Source organism: Phytopseudomonas flavescens (assembly GCF_900100535.1).
Taxonomy (GTDB): domain Bacteria; phylum Pseudomonadota; class Gammaproteobacteria; order Pseudomonadales; family Pseudomonadaceae; genus Aquipseudomonas; species Aquipseudomonas flavescens.
The window spans coordinates 68,248-82,334 of sequence record NZ_FNDG01000021.1; the positions used below are offsets into that span (position 1 = coordinate 68,248).

13 protein-coding genes are annotated in these 14,087 nt (G+C 66.1%); 4 read left to right on the forward strand and 9 right to left on the reverse strand.

Annotation, left to right across the window (positions count from 1 at the left end):
- Positions 1 to 543: 543 nt before the first annotated feature.
- Positions 544 to 1,470: a helix-turn-helix domain-containing protein gene (locus BLR94_RS22050; RefSeq protein ID WP_084308108.1), complete on the forward strand. Its 927-nt coding sequence runs from the start codon at positions 544 to 546 to the stop codon at positions 1,468 to 1,470.
- Positions 1,471 to 1,485: 15 nt separating this feature from the next.
- Here BLR94_RS22050 and ggt read toward each other — a convergent pair whose 3' ends face one another.
- The 9 genes from ggt to BLR94_RS22095 all read right to left on the reverse strand — a co-directional run bounded on the left by ggt (position 1,486) and on the right by BLR94_RS22095 (position 10,681).
- A complete protein-coding gene (gene ggt / locus BLR94_RS22055) occupies positions 1,486 to 3,180 on the reverse strand; it encodes a gamma-glutamyltransferase (RefSeq protein ID WP_084308059.1) in 1,695 nt (564 codons plus the stop codon).
- The gene (locus BLR94_RS22060) at positions 3,181 to 3,432 is read right to left on the reverse strand and encodes a YfhL family 4Fe-4S dicluster ferredoxin (protein WP_084308060.1); all 252 of its coding nucleotides are present in this window, start codon (positions 3,430 to 3,432) and stop codon (positions 3,181 to 3,183) included.
- 152 nt (positions 3,433 to 3,584) lie between these two features.
- Positions 3,585 to 4,067, reverse strand: a complete 483-nt coding sequence (gene coaD / locus BLR94_RS22065; protein WP_084308061.1) for a pantetheine-phosphate adenylyltransferase — start codon at positions 4,065 to 4,067, stop codon at positions 3,585 to 3,587.
- Between the two features lie 121 nt (positions 4,068 to 4,188).
- Positions 4,189 to 5,616: a coniferyl aldehyde dehydrogenase gene (locus BLR94_RS22070; RefSeq protein ID WP_084308062.1), complete on the reverse strand. Its 1,428-nt coding sequence runs from the start codon at positions 5,614 to 5,616 to the stop codon at positions 4,189 to 4,191.
- A gap of 11 nt (positions 5,617 to 5,627) precedes the next feature.
- On the reverse strand, positions 5,628 to 6,656 hold the full coding sequence (locus BLR94_RS22075; protein ID WP_084308063.1) for a hydrolase: 1,029 nt from the start codon (positions 6,654 to 6,656) through the stop codon (positions 5,628 to 5,630).
- Positions 6,657 to 6,678: 22 nt separating this feature from the next.
- Entirely contained in the window at positions 6,679 to 7,245 is a 567-nt protein-coding gene (locus BLR94_RS22080; RefSeq protein ID WP_084308064.1) for a hypothetical protein, read from the reverse strand.
- Positions 7,238 to 7,843 carry a 16S rRNA (guanine(966)-N(2))-methyltransferase RsmD gene (gene rsmD, locus BLR94_RS22085; protein ID WP_084308065.1) on the reverse strand — a complete coding sequence of 202 codons (606 nt, stop codon included), beginning with the start codon at positions 7,841 to 7,843 and terminating at the stop codon, positions 7,238 to 7,240. Before rsmD ends, BLR94_RS22080 begins: the two co-directional genes overlap by 8 nt.
- Positions 7,843 to 9,333, reverse strand: coding sequence for a M16 family metallopeptidase (locus tag BLR94_RS22090; protein ID WP_084308066.1), 1,491 nt, complete (start codon positions 9,331 to 9,333; stop codon positions 7,843 to 7,845). The genes rsmD and BLR94_RS22090 overlap by 1 nt, the downstream gene beginning before the upstream one ends.
- Entirely contained in the window at positions 9,326 to 10,681 is a 1,356-nt protein-coding gene (locus BLR94_RS22095; RefSeq protein WP_084308067.1) for a M16 family metallopeptidase, read from the reverse strand. The genes BLR94_RS22090 and BLR94_RS22095 overlap by 8 nt, the downstream gene beginning before the upstream one ends.
- A gap of 265 nt (positions 10,682 to 10,946) precedes the next feature.
- On the opposite strand from BLR94_RS22095, the gene ftsY reads away from it, so the two are divergent.
- Genes ftsY through ftsX form a run of 3 tightly spaced genes read left to right on the forward strand, consistent with a single transcriptional unit; the run spans position 10,947 to position 14,010 of the window.
- Positions 10,947 to 12,326, forward strand: a complete 1,380-nt coding sequence (ftsY, locus tag BLR94_RS22100) for a signal recognition particle-docking protein FtsY (protein WP_084308068.1) — start codon at positions 10,947 to 10,949, stop codon at positions 12,324 to 12,326.
- The gene (ftsE, locus tag BLR94_RS22105; RefSeq protein WP_042555949.1) at positions 12,326 to 12,997 is read left to right on the forward strand and encodes a cell division ATP-binding protein FtsE; all 672 of its coding nucleotides are present in this window, start codon (positions 12,326 to 12,328) and stop codon (positions 12,995 to 12,997) included. The genes ftsY and ftsE overlap by 1 nt, the downstream gene beginning before the upstream one ends.
- On the forward strand, positions 12,994 to 14,010 hold the full coding sequence (gene ftsX / locus BLR94_RS22110; RefSeq protein WP_084308069.1) for a permease-like cell division protein FtsX: 1,017 nt from the start codon (positions 12,994 to 12,996) through the stop codon (positions 14,008 to 14,010). Before ftsE ends, ftsX begins: the two co-directional genes overlap by 4 nt.
- Positions 14,011 to 14,087 lie beyond the last annotated feature (77 nt).

Below are 14,087 nucleotides of genomic sequence, written 5' to 3' on the forward strand. Positions count from 1 at the left end.
GCTCCAGTTCTAGTTGTTGTTCAGGCGGAGTGCGGGTGTTCGCACCGGGGGCGGCGTTGCCGCCCGCGAAGAATCACCAGGACACTCGTTTCCAGCGCAAAGCAGGCGGGCCACCGTGTCAGGCGCAAGTCTGCGGCCAGGGATGTCTGTCGTTGTGGGGGCATGGCCTTTCCTCGTCGATCAGGCTGATTGAGAACATCGACGCGACAGACGTTAGGGGCGATGCCGCCGCCACGCTTGCTTGAAAAGGACAGCCGCTTGGTTGAAAAGGACAAGGGGGCACGGTACTAATGGCGATGTTCCGTAAGGGTGCGAAGCGCACCGCTCTGGGTCATTGGCTGCTTCGCAACATGGCCCGGACGGTCCATGCGTCGCTATGCACCGGGGCCGCTCGAGGCGGCGTGCGAGGCATTGCGCCACGCCCGGGCGGAATCATCTCGGGTGGCGATTGAAGGGTATTCGGATCATGGCCTGTCGATTGCATCGTACGGCGACCGATTCCGTTCACCACTGCAGTGGATCTACCGATACGAGGTGTTCGCCATGGGCAACTCCCACTACTCGACTGTGGCCATCGATCCTTCACAACGCTTCGAATACTGGAAGGAGGTGGTGTTGCGCCACTGCATTCCGGCCGCGAGCAAGCCCCTCACCGCGGGCTTCGAGGGTTCTCTGGATGTTCGCGAACTGGGGGTGCTGGACATCTGCACGCTGTCTTCCCCCGAGCACTACTGGGAGCGTACGGCGCGGCACCTGCGCAGCGGGCCGGATGACGACCTGTGGCTCGGTTTCAGCCGCCATGGCTTCGGGCAACTGGAGCAGGGGGGACGGGCAGCCAGGCTGGCATCCGACCAGCTGTTCCTGTATGACGCCTCGCAGACGTTTCGTTTCAGCCTCGGTGGCACCAACCACCTGGTGCGTATCCCCCGTCACTTGCTGAGCTCACGCCTTCCGGACGTCGAGCACCTGACCGCCATGGTGCTCGACGAGCGCCGTCCCGGCGTGGTGCCCTTGCGCGAGATGCTGCGCCAGGCCACCGAGGCCCCGGAGAGCCTGCTGGATACCGACATCGCCGTGCGCTTTTCCCAGACGCTGCTGGACCTGCTGGTGCTGAGCCTGGAATTGCAGGACCTGGAAAAAACCAGCTCGGAGCGGGATCTCTACGCCAGGGCCATGAACTACATCAACCGCCACCTCACCGAGGCGGACCTGGGCATAGAACGTATCGCCCAGGCCCATCATGTCTCCACACGCACCGTCACCCGGGCCTTCGCACGCCACCAGAAGACGCCGGTGTCGGTGATCTGGCAGGCGCGCCTGCAAGCCAGCCGCGACGCCATCGAGCGGGGGCACGTGCGCAGCGTGTCCCAGGCGGCGCTGGACTTCGGTTTCTCGGACTTTTCCCATTTCAGCCACGCCTTTCGCAAGGCCTTCGGCATCGCGCCGCAGAGCCTGCTGCGCCGTCACTGACCGTCCTGGGGCGTTTCAGCGGGGCGCTGGCACATCGCTGCTGCCGATACCCCGCGGGTCGCTGGCCGCCTCCACTTCGCCGCTGGCCTTGTTCCAACGCAGCACCTGCTGGTTGCCATATTCCCGATCCAGTTTCAGCAGGCGATGGCCGCGTGCCTGCAGGTCGGCGATCTGCGCGGCGCTGAAGGCCTGTGGCTCGTGCTCGATGACGTCCGGCAGGTACTGGTGGTGATAGCGCGGCACTGCTGGCCAGTGGGCGATCGGCTGGCCGTCCAGGTAGTCGAGGATCGACAGCAGCACCATGCTCGGAATGCGGCTGCCGCCTGGCGTGCCGAAGCTGGTGAGCTCGCTGGGGCTTTCCACGAAGGTCGGGCTCATGCTCGACAGCGGCCGCTTGCCGCCAGCGATGGCATTGGCGCGGCTGCCGGCCAGGCCGTAGGCGTTGGCCCCTGCAGGGTCGGCGGCGAAGTCGTCCATTTCATCGTTGAGCAGCACGCCAGTACCGGGCACGGTGAAGGCGGCGCCGAACGGCAGGTTGATCGACAGGGTGGCGCTCACCGCGTTGCCGTTGGCGTCCAGGACGGTGAAGTGGGTGGTGTGGTCGCCTTCCTTCCAGCGACCGGCGGGCGGCAGCTGGTTGCTGGGTGTGGCGCGCTGCGGATCGATGCCGTCACTCAGGCGTTGCAGGTAATCCGGGTTGAGCAGGCGGGCGGTCGGGCTGTCGACGAAATCCGGGTCGCCCAACAGCCCTCGATCCCGATAGGCCCGGCGCAAGGTCTCCACCACCAGATGGCTACGCTGCAGCGGATCGGCCTCGCGCCAGTGCAGGCGCTGCAGCATCAGTAGGCTCTGCGCCAGGGCCAGGCCGCCGGCTGAAGGCGGTGGCGCGCTGATCAGCTCACGGCCTTCGCTCAGCGGCACCCGCAGGGGTTGGCGGTGCACGACGCGGTAGTCGGTCAGATCCTGGTGCGTCCAGATGCCGCCCGCGGCGCGCACGCCTGCCACCAGACGCTCGGCCAGCGGTCCCGCATAGAAGCCCTGGCGACCTTCGCGTGCGAGCGCCAGCAGGGTTTCGGCCAGCTCCGGCTGGCGCAGCAGCGTACCCTCCGCGGGCACCGCCGCGCCGCGCAGAAACAGCCGGGCGGTTTCCGCATCGTCGCGCATGGCTGCCAGGCGCATTTCGGCGCGCTCGCGGTACACGCGGTCGACCGGGAAACCTTCGCGGGCCAGGCGGATGGCCGGGGCCAGGCTGTCGCGCAACGGCAGGCGACCGTGTTGCTCAGCCAGTTCGACCAGCGCCGCAGGCAGGCCCGGAATGGCTGCGGCGAGCGCGCCATCGCGTGACAGCGCCGTCTGTACCTGTCCATCGCGTCGATAGAGGTCGGCATGCGCAGCGCCAGGCGCGCGTTCGCGGGCGTCGAGAAAATCGTAGTGGCCGTCGGCGTTGCGCAGCAGGAAGAAACCGCCGCCGCCGAGCCCTGAACCGTAGGGTTCCACCACCGCCAGGGCGGCACTGATGGCGACGCTGGCGTCGAAGGCGTTACCGCCCAGCGCCAAGGTTTCCCGGCCGGCGACGGTGGCGGCCGGGTGCGCTGTGGCGATCGCGCTGCGAGCGGGTTGTTCGCTGGCCTGCAGGGCGAGGCTGCACAGCAGCAACAGCGCGTTGAAGAGTACCGACGTGGCGTATCGACCGCGGGGAGAGCGACTCACTCAGGCCTTGCCGGTAAGGATCTGGTATTTCTCCATCAGTTGCTCCTTGCTCTCGACGTTGTTCTCGTCGAGGGGAATGCAGTCCACCGGGCAGACCTGCTGGCACTGTGGCTCGTCGTAATGGCCTACGCACTCGGTGCACAGGCTGGGGTCGATCACGTAGATCTCCTCACCCTGGGAGATCGCCGCGTTCGGGCACTCGGGTTCGCAGACGTCGCAGTTGATGCAATCGTCGGTGATGATCAGGGACATGAAGGGCGCGCTCCTGCCGGGCCATTGGCCGCGACACATTCAAACAGGAATGCAGGATTGTGCCGGATTGTCACCGCCAGCGCACGCTCGGGCGCCGTACGGAACGACGCCCCTGCACTGCGTGTGGGATTGCCGGCGTGCTGCCGCCGGGATCACTGTGCCTTGAAGCGTTCGCTCAGGGCTTGGGCCACGGCAGGATGGACGAACTTGGTGATGTCGCCGCCGAGATTGGCGATTTCCCGTACCAGGGTGGAGGAGATGAACGAGTACTTCTCCGACGGGGTGAGAAACAGGCTTTCCACGTCCGGTGCCAATTGGCGGTTCATGTTGGCCAGCTGGAACTCGTATTCGAAGTCCGACACCGCACGCAGGCCGCGCAGCAGCACGTTGGCACCCTGCTCCTTGGCGAACGAGGCGAGCAGCGTGGAAAAGCCGATCACTTCGACGTTGGGCAGGTGCCGGGTGACTTCACGGGCCAGTTCCACACGTTGTTCGAGCGAGAACAGCGGGTTCTTCCTCGGGCTGGCGGCGACCGCGATGACCACACTGTCGAACAGGCGCGAGGCGCGCTCGACCAGATCGCCGTGCCCCTTGGTAATGGGGTCGAAGGTGCCTGGGTATAACACTCGATTCATCGTGACGTCCTGGCGGGAGCGTTGGGGACTCGGATGGTAGCGCAGCACGCCGGGGCGGGCCAAGTCGATGGCCTGCCCGGCGCTGCGGATGTGGGCGTTAATCGCGCTGGCGCAGCGCTCGTCAACGGATGAACAACCGGTAGACCAGGCGCTGCAGCGCCTTGCCGTATGGCGGGTAGATCAGCCGTGCGGAGTTGAAGCGTGGCTTGACCAGCACACCCTTGGCCTTGCTGAAGGTCAGAAAGCCCTCGTGACCGTGGTAGTGGCCCATGCCCGAGGCGCCGACGCCGCCGAAGGGCATGTCGTCCTGAGCGGCGTGCAGCAGGGTGTCGTTCAGGCACACGCCACCGGAGTGACTATGGTGGAGCACGTGGTGCTGCTCGCGGCGGTTGTAGCCGAAATAGTACAGCGCCAGAGGCCGCGGGCGTGCGGCGATGTAGGCCAGTGCATCGTCGAGCCGGTCGTAGGGCACGACCGGCAGCAGCGGGCCGAAGATTTCGTCCTGCATCACAAGCATGCTGTCGTCGACGTTCAGCAGCAGGCTAGGCGGCATGCGCCGGTCCGCGCATTCGGCGGCCAGTGGAATCACCATCGCGCCCTTGTCACGGGCGTCGTTCAGGTAACCGAGCAGGCGCTGCTGCTGGCGTGCATTGATGATGCTGGTGTAGTCCGGGTTGCCCTCGACCTGTGGATAGAAACGCTGCACCGCACGGCGATAGGCATCGACGAAGCCCTCCAGTCGCTGGCGCGGCACCAGCACGTAGTCGGGGGCCACGCAGGTCTGCCCGGCGTTCAGGGTCTTGCCGAAGGCGATGCGTTCGGCGGCGTGTTCCAGCGGCACGTCGGCGGAGACCAGGGCGGGGGATTTGCCGCCCAGCTCCAGGGTCACCGGGGTCAGGTTCTCGGCGGCGGCACGCATCACCTGGCGGCCGATATGGGTGGCGCCGGTGAACAGCAGATGATCGAACGGCAGCTTCGCGAAGGCCATGCCGACATCGGCCTCGCCGAGCACCACGCTGACCAGGTCGTCCGGGAAGATACCCGCCAGCATGTCCTTGAGGCGCTGCGACGTCTGCGGGGTGGCTTCGCTGAGCTTGAGCATCACCCGGTTGCCGGCGGCCAGTGCGCCGACCAGTGGGGCGATGGCGAGAAGCAGCGGGTAGTTCCACGGCACGATGATGCCGATCACACCCAGCGGCTGATAGATCACCCGAGCCGAGGCGGGCATGAAGGGCAGGCCGACACACCGTCGCGAGGGCTTCATCCAGCGGCGCAGGCGTTTGCGTGTGTAGCGGATGCCGTGCACGGCGGGCAGCATTTCGGCGAGCCGGGTTTCATCGACGCTGCGATTGCCGAAGTCCTCGCTGATGCAGCGAACCAGTTGGTCCTGATCGCTGAGCAGGCGCGCCTTGAGGCTGTCGAGCCAGGCGATGCGCTGTTCGGCCGAGGGCATCGGGTTGGCCATGAAGGCCTCGCGCTGTGCCTGAAAGCGCTGTTGCAGGGCATCGATTTGCTGCTCGCTCTGCACGAAACCGGGGTTGTCGACCATGCCTGGCTCCTCTACGAACCGATCGGGGTGGAGGCGCTGGGTTGGAGGCGCTGATCCATCGCCAGCAGCCAGGCAGGGATGCGCCGCTCCAGGTAGTAACCGGGCTGGCGCGCGGTGCCGTCGATGAAGCCCACATGGCCGCCCCTGGCGTGCAGTTCGAAGGTGATGCAGGGCGCCAGCTCATCGGCCTCGGGCAGGCTGTGGGGGTATACGAACGGGTCGTCGCTGGACTGGATCAGCAGCGTTGGCGTCCGGATGCGCCCCAGGTAATAGCGGCTCGAGGAACGGCGATAGTAGTCTTCGGCGTTTTCGAAACCGTGCAGCGGCGCGGTGATGCGGCCGTCGAAATCCCAGAAGGTACGCATGCCGTCCAGCGGGCCGAGCTTTTCCAGGATCGACAGGCGGTCTGCCTGGCCCTGGTGGGCGAACAGGCGCTGCTTGTCCTTCACGTAGGCGACCATGGCGCGCATGAAGTGGGCCTGGTACACCCGTGAGAACCCTACGCCGATACGGTCCGCGCACTGATCGAGGCGAAACGGTACCGACACCGCAGTGGCACCCTGCAGGCCGCTTTCGGCGCCGCTCTCGCCGAGGTACTTGAGCAACACGTTGCCGCCCAGCGAGTAGCCCACTGCATAGAGCGGCGCCATGGGGCGTTTGGCGCGCAGGTGACGCACGGTTTCGGCAAGGTCTTCGCTGGCCCCGGAGTGATAGCCGCGCGGCAGCAGGTTGGGCTCGCCCGAGCAGCCACGCCAGTTGAGCGCCACGCTGGCCCAGCCCTGGATTGCCAGTTGCCGCTGCAGGCCGAGCACGTAATGGGAGCTCGATGAACCGGTCAGGCCATGCAGCACCAGCACCAGCGGGGCATGGGCGTCGTGGGGGCCGTGCCAGTCGAGGTCGAGGAAGTCACCGTCCTCCAGCCACAGGCGCTCGCGTTGCCGCTCGAGAACCGGTGGGCGACGGCATAGCGAGCCCCACAGCGTTTGCAGATGCGGCCCCGACAGCCACCAGGCGGGGGCGAAGCGCGGTGTGCTGGTCATCGGCAGACGCCTGGCACGCTCATTACCAGTCGAACTCTTCAGCCAGCGCCTGTGCTGCCGAGCGTTCGCCCAGCAGAGGTTGCAGGGCATCGATCAGGCGTTCGCGATGCGCCGGGTTGACGCTGTCGTCGTCGAGAAAGATGTCGTCGCCGGCGCTGGCCCACACCGCATCGAAGCAGGCCAGGCAGGCAATCATCTGTTCCAGCCCGCTGAACACCGGCGAGGGCTGCCAGCCGCCCGCCCCGTGGCGGTCGTGCAGTACCTTGCCGCTGCTTATCTCGAAAATGAACGGATCGCCGCCCTGGTCGGCCACCACCAGCCAGTCATCGTGCCAGTCCATCAGGCGTTCGCCGCTCACACCGTGCCAGCGGTAGCCGGCCTGCAGTTTCCACAGGCGGCTCAACGAGGGAATGAAAAAGGGATTGCCTGCTGTTTCCAGGGTGCAGTCGTGGGGGCCGATCTTGCGGTAGAAGCGCGCGAGATCGGCAGGCAGGGGAATTTCGCCCTGCCACTCGTCAGCGGCCTGCTCACGCAGATCCAGGCCCTGATCGACAAGGGCCTGGCGCAGTACCCGAGTGGACTCATGCATGGCTGCGCTGCCACAGTGCGTAGTGCACCTGGCCGGCTTTCTGTTCACGGTGCAGGCGCCAGTTGCCGGGCATGCCCAGGCTCGACGGCGGCTGCTCGCTCTCGGTATAGACCCAGGCATCGTCGGCCAGCCAGCCGCGCCGTTCGAGCAGTTCACAGGCTGGCAGGAGCAGGTCCTGGCCGAACGGTGGGTCGAGAAACACCAGATCGAAGGGTGCAGGGAGCTGGCTCTGCAGGTAAGCGAGCGCATCGCTCTGCAGCACCTGGCCGTTATCGCAGCGCAGGGTCGCCAGATGACCGCGCAGGCTGTTCACCGCTGCCGGGTTGATATCCAGTGCCAGGGCGCTGCCCGCTCCACGTGACAGGGCCTCGAGAAACAGCGCGCCGCTGCCGGCGAACGGATCGAGGACCTTGGCCGCTTCGACGTAGGGGGCCAGCCAGTTGAACAGGGTTTCCCGCACGCGGTTGGGCGTCGGGCGCAAGCCGTGGGCCATGGGAAAGCCGAACTGCCGGCTGCGCCATTGACCAGCGATGATGCGCAACTGCCCGTCGCCACCATGGGCGACGGGTGGCTTGGCGGGAGTGGGTCGTCTGGCCATCAGTGCTCCGGAACGCCGGTCGGCAATTCGACTGGCTTGTCGGTGGGCGGCGGCAGCTCCTTCTGTTCGACCTTTGGTCCGGCCGTGACGATCACCAGCGCTTCGGGGTCGAGGTGCTTGGCCATGGCGGTTTTCACCTGCTCGACGCTGAGCGCCTGCACCTGGGCCATGAAGTCTTCCAGATAGGTCAGCGGCAGGTCGTAGAAGCCGATGGCGCCGAGCTGGCCGACGATGGCGGCGTTACTCGCGGTGGACAGTGGGAAGCTGCCGGCCGTCTCGCGCTTGGCCGCGTCCAGCTCCTCCTGGGTCGGGCCGTTGGCGATGAACTCGCCGAGCAGGTCCTTGACCAGCTGCAGGGTGCCATCGCTGAGCTCGGCACGGGTTTGCAGGTTGATCATGAACGGGCCGCGAGCCTGCATGGCGCTGAAGCCGGAGTAGACACCGTAGGTCAGGCCGCGCTTCTCGCGCACCTCGGTCATCAGCCGGGTACCGAAACCACCGCCGCCGAACACCTGATTGCCCAGGTACAGCGCGGCGTAATCCGGGTCCAGGCGGTCGATACCGAGCTGGGCGATCAGCAGGTGGGTCTGGTTGGACGGAAAATCGATGTGGGTCAGGCCGGCTTTCGGCTCCTCGGGAGCGATGGTCTTGGCCAGCGCCGGGCCCTTGGGCAGTGCAGCGGAGACCTCCGCGGCCATGGCCTCGGCTTCTTCCCGAGACAGATCGCCGACCAGCGCGATCACCGCATTGCCGGCGGCATAGGCCTTGGCATGGAAGGCCTGCAGCTGTTCGCGGCTGATGCCGGGAACCGAAGTGGGGGTGCCTTCGCTGGGATGACCATACGGGTGGTTGCCGTAGAGGCGCTCGAACAGCTCGAGGCTGGCCAGCTTGCCGGGGTTCTGCTTCTGGAACTCGAAGCCAGCGAGTACCTGATTCTTGATACGCGCCAGGGAATCGGCGGGGAAGGTCGGCTGACCGATCACCTGCTCGAACAGCTGCAGAGCCGGCTGGCGCTGCTCTGCCGCGCTGAGGCTACGCAGGCTGGTCACGGCCATGTCGCGGTAGGCACCATTGCCGAATTCGGCGCCGAGGCTTTCGAAGCCCGCTGCGATGGCGCCGACGTCCTTGCCGGGTACGCCTTCGTTGAGCATGGCGTTGGTCAGCATGGCCAGGCCCTGCACGTCACCATCCTGGCTGCTGCCAGCGGCATAGGTCAGGCGCAGGTCGAACATCGGCAGCTCGCGGGCTTCCACGAACAGCACCTTGGCGCCTTCGGCGGTCTGCCAGCTCTGGATGTCGAGCTTGCGCCGCTCGGGCGCCTTGCCGTCCAGCTCGGCCAGGGATTGCAACTGGGTGTCATCGCTCTTCGGCGCGTCGGCAGTGGCCGGTGCGGCGTCAGGGGAGCGCTGCACGGTGAAGGTCAGGGCCACCAGCAGGGCGATCAGGACCAGCCCCAGCAGGGCGTAGCGCGGGCCGTTACGCTTACTCATCGCGCTTCTCCTCGGGCAGTACGTGGGCGACGCTGAGGCGGTCGCGGGTGAAATAGGTCTTGGCGGCATTCTGGATATCGGCCGGGGTCACGGCTTCCAGTTCGGCCAGTTCCTGGTCGATCAGTTGCCAGGACAGGCCAACGGTTTCCAGCTGGCCGATGGCGGTGGCCTGGCTGGTGATCGAGTCGCGGTCGTAGACCAGCCCGGCGATCAGCTGGGCGCGCACGCGGGCCAGCTCTTCGGCCGACGGCGGGTTCTTCTGCAGGTCTTGCAGCTCGCGCCAGATACCCGCTTCGGTCTGCTCCAGGGTCTTGCCGGTTTGCACGTTGGGTGTGGCGGAGACCATGAACAGGCTGTCGCCGCGGGTGTAGCCGTTGTACCAGGCGCCTGCCCCGGAAACCAGTTCCTGGCCGCGCTCCAGGCGGGTTGCCAGGCGCGCGCTGTAGCCGCCGTCGAGCAGGGCGGCGATCAGGCGCAGGGCATGCACCTCGCGCGGCGCCTTGGCGGTGGGCAGCCCGGGTACGTTGAAGCCCATCATCAGGCTCGGCAACTGGGTCTTGAGGTGCAGGGTGATGCGTCGTTCGCCCGGCGCCGGCAGTTCCAGCGGAATCTTGGCAGCCGGTACTTCACGCTTGGGGATCGCGCCGAAGTAGCGCTGGGCGAGGGCCTTGACCGCATCCGGGGTCACGTCGCCGACCACCACCAGGGTGGCGTTGTTGGGCACGTACCAGGTCTGATACCAGTGGCGCAGTTCATCCACGCTCATGCGGTCGAGGTCGGCCATCCAGCCGATGGTCGGGATGCTGTAGCCGCTGGCCGGGTAGGCCATGGCCTTGAAGCGTTCGAAGGCCAGGCCCGAGGGCTTGTCGTCGGTGCGCAGACGGCGCTCTTCCTTGATCACCTCGATCTCGCGGGAGAACTCGTCGGCCGGCAGGCGCAGGCTGGCCAGGCGGTCCGCTTCCAGTTCGAAGGCGACGCCCAGGCGATCGCTGGCCAGCACCTGGTAATAGGCGGTGTAGTCATCGCTGGTGAAGGCGTTCTCTTCGGCGCCCAGGTCGCGCAGCACCCGTGAAGCTTCGCCCGGGCCGAGCTTGCGGCTGCCCTTGAACATCATGTGTTCCAGGGCGTGGGACAGCCCGGTCTGGCCGGCGGTCTCGTAGCTCGAACCCACCTTGTACCAGAGCTGGGACACCACCACCGGGGCGCGATGATCCTCGCGGACGACGACCTTGAGGCCGTTGTCGAGGGTGAATTCATGGGTCGGTTGCGGCGCCGCGGCCTGGACTGCCAGGGGCAGGGCGCAGGCTAACAGCAGGCCGGCGAGATGGCGGGCAAGTGAACTGGACAAACCTCTCTCCTCGTTGAACCACGGCGGGCGTGGCGATTGCGGCACGGGTGGGCCGCGTTGATGCAGGATGCTCGCGCATCGCCAGACGGCGCGCTTGGCTTCGCCCTGAGCGGTGCGGAGGTGCTAGGATACGCATCCGTTTTACCGGCGACCACGTCTGTGCTGCGATGGTGTGCGAATCCCCCGCGCGCCTGCCGCCAAGCACTGCCCTCAGCCCGACCGTGCGAGGGCCATGGCGTTCGCCCCTCTGAGATAGCCGTCCTCCATGTTTGGTTCAAAAGACGACAACAAGACCCCGGCCCCTGATGCCAGCGCCGAGCAGGGCGCAGAGAAAACTACCGAGAAGCGCGGCCTGTTTGGCTGGCTGCGCAAAAAGCCCGTCGAGCCTGCACCCGCAGCGCCTCAGGCAGAGCCCGCGCTCGAGACACCTGAGCTGGTCGTGGCCGAGGTGACTGCACCTGTCGAGCCGGTGATCATCGCCGAGCCAGAGCCAGAGCCAGAGCCAGTGGCCAGTGATCCGCTGCCGACCCGCCATGGCCCCGAGGCGCAGAACGAGCCGGTCACCGAGCAACCTGCCGCCGCGCTCGAACACCCTGTCGAACTGGCCACCGGCAGCGACGTTCTCCATCCCGTGCCGACCACTCCGGCTGCCGTGCTGGCCGCACCGGTCGAAGTGCCCGCGCCGGTCGCCGAGCAGAACAAACCGTCGGACAACAAGGGTGGCTGGTTTTCCCGCCTGCGCCAGGGCTTGTCGAAGACCAGCGCCAGCCTGGGCGAGGGCATGGCCAGCCTGTTCCTGGGCAAGAAGGCCATCGACGACGATCTGCTCGACGAGATCGAGACCCGTCTGCTCACCGCCGATGTTGGCGTCGAGGCCACCACGGCGATCATCCAGAGCCTCACCCAGAAAGTCGCGCGCAAGCAGTTGACCGACAGCGAGGCGCTGTACAAATCCCTGCAGGAGGAGCTCGCCGCGCTGCTGCGCCCGGTCGAACAACCCTTGCGCATCGATACCGGCAAGCAGCCCTTCGTGATTCTGGTGGTCGGTGTGAACGGCGCCGGCAAGACCACCACCATCGGCAAGCTGGCCAGGAAACTCCAGGGCGAGGGCAAGAAGGTCATGCTCGCCGCCGGCGATACCTTCCGCGCCGCTGCCGTCGAGCAGTTGCAGGTGTGGGGTGAGCGCAACAAGATCGCGGTGATCGCCCAGCACACCGGTGCCGACTCGGCCTCGGTGATCTTCGATGCCGTGCAGGCCGCGAAGGCCCGTGGCATGGACGTGCTGATCGCCGACACCGCCGGGCGCCTGCACACCAAGGACAACCTGATGGAAGAGCTGAAGAAGGTGCGCCGGGTGATCGGCAAGCTCGACGACAGCGCGCCCCACGAAGTGCTGCTGGTACTGGATGCCGGTACCGGTCAGAACGCGATCAGCCAGGCCAAACAATTCAACCAGACGGTGAACTTGACCGGCCTGGCCCTGACCAAGCTGGATGGTACGGCCAAGGGCGGTGTGATTTTCGCCCTGGCCAAGCAGTTCGGCCTGCCGATTCGCTATATCGGCGTTGGCGAAGGCATCGACGATCTGCGCACCTTCGAGGCCGAACCCTTCGTTCAGGCGCTTTTCCAGCAACGGGAGCAGTGATGATCCGATTCGAGCAGGTCGGCAAGCGTTACCCCAACGGTCATGTCGGGTTGCATGAATTGAGTTTCCGCGTCCGTCGCGGCGAGTTCCTGTTCGTCACCGGCCACTCCGGCGCCGGCAAGAGCACACTGCTGCGGTTGCTGCTGGCCATGGAGCGTCCGACCTCGGGCAAGCTGTTGCTCGCCGGCCAGGACCTTTCGCAGATCACCAACGCGCAGATCCCCTTTCTGCGTCGGCAGATCGGTGTGGTGTTCCAGAACCACCAGTTGCTGTTCGACCGCAGCGTGTTCGACAACGTGGCCCTGCCGCTGCAGATTCTCGGCCTCTCCAAGAGCGATATCGGCCGCCGTGTCGGGGCTGCACTGGAGCGGGTTTCCCTCAGCGACAAGGCCGAGCTGTACCCGGGCGACCTGTCCACCGGGCAGCAACAGCGCGTCGGCATCGCCCGAGCCATCGTCCATCGTCCGGCACTGCTGCTGGCCGACGAACCCACCGGCAACCTCGACCCGCGTCTGGCGGCGGAAATCATGGGCGTATTCGAAGACATCAACCGCCTTGGCACCAGCGTACTGATCGCCAGCCATGACCTGGCACTGATCGCGCGCATGCGCCATCGCATGCTCACCCTGCAACGTGGCCGCCTGATCGGCGACGGGGAGGCCGCAGAATGAGTGCCTCCCGCGTACCACCACCCCAGCCGGCCCAGCGTGTCGGCGCTGCGCCGAAGAACGCCGAGCCCCAGGGGCCGAACGACGAACCGGATTTCCGTACCCTGGCCCACGCCTGGGTGGAAAGCCACCGAGCCAGCCTGGTCGATAGCCTGCGCCGTCTCGGTAAGCATCCGATCGGCAGCTTCTTCACCTGCCTGGTGATGGCCGTGGCGCTGAGCCTACCCATGGGCCTGTCGCTGCTGCTTGGCAATGTCGAGCGTCTTGGCGGCACTTGGGAGCGTGCCGCGCAGATTTCGGTGTTCCTCACTATCGACGCCAGCGATAGTCAGGGCCAGGCCCTGCGCGAAGAAATTGCCGGCATGGACGCCGTCGCCGAAGCCGAATGGATCAGCCGCGACAAGGCCCTGGAAGAGTTCCAGCAGCAGTCCGGGTTGGGCGAAGCCCTCAAGGAGTTGCCGAACAACCCGTTGCCCGGCGCTGTGCTGGTAACGCCCAGGGAAGTCGACAAAGCCACTCTTGAGGCCTTGCGTTTGCGGTTGGCAGAGCTGCCCAACGTGCAGCAGGCCCAGCTGGACTTGGTCTGGGTCGAGCGTTTGAGCGCGATCCTCAAGTTGGGCGACCGTTTCGTTTTTGGTCTCACGGTTTTGCTGATCATGGCGCTGCTGCTGGTGATCGGTAACACCATTCGCCTGCATATCGAGAACCGTCGTACCGAGATCGAAGTGATCAAGCTGGTCGGTGGTACCGACAGCTACGTACGTCGGCCCTTCCTTTATATGGGCGCGCTGTACGGCCTGGGCGCCGGTGTGCTGTCCTGGCTGGTGCTGGCCTTCGGGTTGAACTGGTTGAACGATGCCGTGGTGCGCCTGTCCGGTTTGTATGGCAGCGACTTCGCACTGGCCGGCGTGCCACCGGGAGACGGCCTGTCCCTCTTGCTGGGAGCGGTGCTGTTGGGGTATATCGGTGCGTGGCTGGCGGTGGCGCGGCACCTGAGGGAGCTGGCACCTCGCTAGGGCATTGCTCTGGCGCCTTGCCAAGTTATTGATTTGGCTGATATTGACTATTGACCGGGGAACCAGGATGGTGGCTT

Coding starts and splice junctions, on each gene's coding strand:
- BLR94_RS22050 (WP_084308108.1), top strand. CDS start 544: ATGGGCAACTCCCACTACTCGACTGTGGCCATCGATCCTTCACAACGC.
- ftsE (WP_042555949.1), top strand. CDS start 12,326: ATGATCCGATTCGAGCAGGTCGGCAAGCGTTACCCCAACGGTCATGTC.
- BLR94_RS22075 (WP_084308063.1), bottom strand. CDS start 6,656: ATGACCAGCACACCGCGCTTCGCCCCCGCCTGGTGGCTGTCGGGGCCG.
- rsmD (WP_084308065.1), bottom strand. CDS start 7,843: ATGGCCAGACGACCCACTCCCGCCAAGCCACCCGTCGCCCATGGTGGC.
- BLR94_RS22060 (WP_084308060.1), bottom strand. CDS start 3,432: ATGTCCCTGATCATCACCGACGATTGCATCAACTGCGACGTCTGCGAA.
- ftsY (WP_084308068.1), top strand. CDS start 10,947: ATGTTTGGTTCAAAAGACGACAACAAGACCCCGGCCCCTGATGCCAGC.
- ftsX (WP_084308069.1), top strand. CDS start 12,994: ATGAGTGCCTCCCGCGTACCACCACCCCAGCCGGCCCAGCGTGTCGGC.
- coaD (WP_084308061.1), bottom strand. CDS start 4,067: ATGAATCGAGTGTTATACCCAGGCACCTTCGACCCCATTACCAAGGGG.
- BLR94_RS22070 (WP_084308062.1), bottom strand. CDS start 5,616: ATGGTCGACAACCCCGGTTTCGTGCAGAGCGAGCAGCAAATCGATGCC.
- BLR94_RS22090 (WP_084308066.1), bottom strand. CDS start 9,333: ATGAGTAAGCGTAACGGCCCGCGCTACGCCCTGCTGGGGCTGGTCCTG.
- BLR94_RS22080 (WP_084308064.1), bottom strand. CDS start 7,245: ATGCATGAGTCCACTCGGGTACTGCGCCAGGCCCTTGTCGATCAGGGC.